At 58.2% G+C, this 3,140-nt stretch carries 1 protein-coding gene and 1 pseudogene; both read right to left on the reverse strand.

All coding sequences use genetic code 11. The annotated features are described in order from the left end of the window. Positions 1–373 (reverse strand): annotated as a pseudogene (locus tag ACFPB1_RS27305) (diguanylate cyclase); the annotation flags it as partial. Between the two features lie 100 nt (positions 374–473). After that, complete coding sequence (locus ACFPB1_RS27310; RefSeq protein ID WP_379229373.1) at positions 474–2,246, reverse strand: peptide-binding protein; 1,773 nt, start codon at positions 2,244–2,246, stop codon at positions 474–476. Positions 2,247–3,140: the final 894 nt, after the last annotated feature.

Genomic DNA, 3,140 nt, shown 5'->3' on the forward strand with positions numbered 1-3,140 from the left:
ATTCCACCGTGCTGTTGTAGATCCCCCACGGAATGGCGATGAGCAGCGACAGCACCCACGCCGTGCCCATCAGAATCATCGTGTGACCGATCGTCGGCCATACGATCTTGCCGACGGGAACATGGTTCTTGAACGTAAAGCCGAGGTCACCCTTCAGCAGATTGCCCAGCCAGCTGACGAATTGCATCGGCAGCGGCCGGTCGAGCCCGAGATTATGCGCTTGAATCGCTGCCGCTTCCGACGACAAGCCCGGCGACAAGTAGATCGTCTTCGGGCCGCCCGGAGCGGCGTGGATGAGCAGAAAGCTCAAAATCGCGATAAGCAGCAGCACGAGCAGCGATTGCAGCACGCGCCGCACGAAATATTCCGTCACGTCATTTCCTCCTTATCAAGCAAGAAGAGAAGGACCGGATGGACCTTCCCTTCAATCCTTGGTTTGCTGTTCTCAAGTTGTAGAAGCGCAGCGTCCCGCGTTATTTCGCGGTCCACCAGTTGATGACGTGATAGAAGTACCCGTAGCTGAGCGTCGCTTCCGGCTTGTCCGCTTCGGCAAAACGAACCTTGTTCTTGTCGTAGGCTTCCGGTGCGCCGTATTGATACAGGAACACGTACGGCAGGTCGGTCGAGATTTCTTTTGCGACTTCGGCGTAGGCCGCCTTGCGCTCGTTCTGGTCGACGGTAGAGTAGCCTTTCACCCACAGCTCGTCAAGCTTGGTGTTCTTGTACCAGCCGGAGTTCTGGCCGGCCGGCGGGAAGTACTTGGACGAGAAGATGCTTTCGCCGTCCGGATCCGGGTTGCTGAGCGACCAGCCGAGGAGAAGGGCTTCGTATTTGCCCGGATTGACATTCTGATCGATCCACGCGGAGAACTCGATGGCCTTCGGCACGACTTCGATGCCGACGTCCTTCAGGTTCTGCTGCACGACGGCGGCGACTTGCTCGCGGCGCGCGTTGCCGGCGTTGTACTGCAGCTCGAACGAGAAGCGGTGGCCGTCCTTCTCGAGAATGCCGTCCTTGCCCGGCTTCCAGCCGTCTTCCGCCAGCATCGTTTTCGCCTTCTCCGTGTCGTACGCGTAGTTGACCGCGGAGTTCGCGTCGAACGCCCACGAGGTTGGCAGGAACGGCGCGTTCAGCAGCGTGCCCGTGCCTTTCAGGATGTTGTCGACCATACCTTGGCGGTTGACCGCGGTCGCGATCGCTTGACGCGTTTTTTGGCTTTGGAACAGGACATACTTGTCCGGGAAGTTGTCGGCTTTGAAGTTGAATTGGATGAATTCGTACGACGGGCCCGGCTCCGACACGATGGTAAGGTTGTCCTTCGCTTTCACCGTGTCCACAATCGTCAGCGGCACAGACGATACGAGATCGACGTCGCCTTTCAGCAAAGCTTGCGTCTGCGTGTTTTGGTCGGCGTAAATTTTCAACGTGACCGTCTTGATGTGCGGCTTCACGCTAGCCCAATAGTTCGGGTTGGCTTCCACCGTGGAGTACTGGCTTTGTTCCCACTTCGTCCAGACCCAAGGTCCGTTCGTAATCGTCTTGGCCGGGTCGGTACCGTATGGATTCTTCTCCAGCTCCGCAAGAGGCACGTCCTTCAGGATGTGATAAGGCGCGACCGAACCGCTCAATGCGTACAGGAACGGCGCGTACACGGCCTTGAGCTTGAATTCGACGGTGTGGTCGTCGATCTTCGTGATCGTGTCGACCTTATCGACCATGCTGATGCCCGGAGCGCCGGCTTCCGGATTCTTGATCGTATCGTACGTGAATTTGACGTCGTCGGCCGTCACCGGCTGACCGTCGCTCCACTTCGCTTCCGGCTTCAGCTTGATCGTGTAGGTCAGACCGTCCGCGCTGATCGTCGGCAGCTCGGCCGCGAGCGACCACGGCTCAACGACCAAATTATTGGAACGATCGACGTCATACAGGTTTGCGTTAAGGAACGTGGCAAGGTCGCCCGAAGCGGTATCCGCGATGTAGAGCGGGTTGACGGAATTGATGTCCGAGAACGTGCCGACCGTCAGCGTGCCTCCGTCCACCGGCGTGTCCGCCGAAGGCGTCTCCGCCGCGTTCGTGCCCGAGTTCGCGGGCGCCTCGTTCGCCGGTTGATTCGCGTCCTGGCCGTTGTTCGCCGCCGGCGCGTTCGTCTCGCTCGTACCGGAATTCGAATTGCCGCAGCCTGCGGCCATGGAGCCGGCCAGCGCCATAATCGATAATAAGACCGTCAGTCGTTTCTTTTTGCTCATCTTTACACATCCCCGTCGATTTTTTTGTTTTCTTCCCAACCCCGTGTCCCGCGTTCGCATCAATGATTGCATGCGGCTGATTGCGGATTTCGGTCGACAAAACACCTGTACCCGCCATACGCTGGCGTACAAAGCGGTCGGGCTTCGCCCCTTTTCATAGAAAACGATTTCAAAAAATCTTCGTTACAAACTTCGTCACGGCGTGTGCGACGTTCTGTAACATGGAGTACGGCAAGTGCTTGATAGGAAGCGGTCGGTTCTTCGTGGGCTTATCGTTCCAGATGCGGGTAAATCCGAAGCGCGAAACGCGGCGGCCGGGCGGCCGGCTCGTTCCGAATTCATGGTGCGGAGCGGATGAATGCGACGATCGGCATGGGCGGCGGCTGCAGTCCGCCGGCTATCGACAGGTTGTCCGGACGCGTTAGGTGAAGTCATCGCCGCTAACGGAACTGCTTCCGTAAGCATTGATAAATCGTTCTTTCTTCCCGTAACATGCGTCCCGACTCGGTACCGGATTCGAATGCCTCCCCGTGCCGCTTACAAAAACTTCAAATCTAAAAAAATTATATATTCGTCCGACGGAAAGCGTCAAGAAATTTATATATTTAAACTTTACCGACAGTCAACGACCGACATTTCGCAAACGGCCAGGCGGCTGGGAACACCCCGATCGGCCGCTCGCGAATGCCGGAACGACGGGCTCCGTCGGCTTCCGGGCCAACGTAAAAAAGCCAACCGGCTTATGCCGGTCGGCCTACTCTCTAGTCTAGGAAATTAGCGGAAAATGGCAGGCGACCTCGCGGTCGAGGCCGACCGGCCGGGACAGCGGCTCCTCCGTCGCGCAGCGCGCCTGCGCGAACGGGCAGCGCGGGTGGAACCGGCAGCCCGACGGCG

The organism is Paenibacillus sp. GCM10023250 (assembly GCF_042653205.1).
Lineage (GTDB): Bacteria > Bacillota > Bacilli > Paenibacillales > Paenibacillaceae > Paenibacillus_Z.

Excerpts from the sequence above, each read along its gene's own strand:
- ACFPB1_RS27310 (WP_379229373.1), bottom strand. The coding sequence starts at position 2,246 with ATGAGCAAAAAGAAACGACTGACGGTCTTATTATCGATTATGGCGCTG.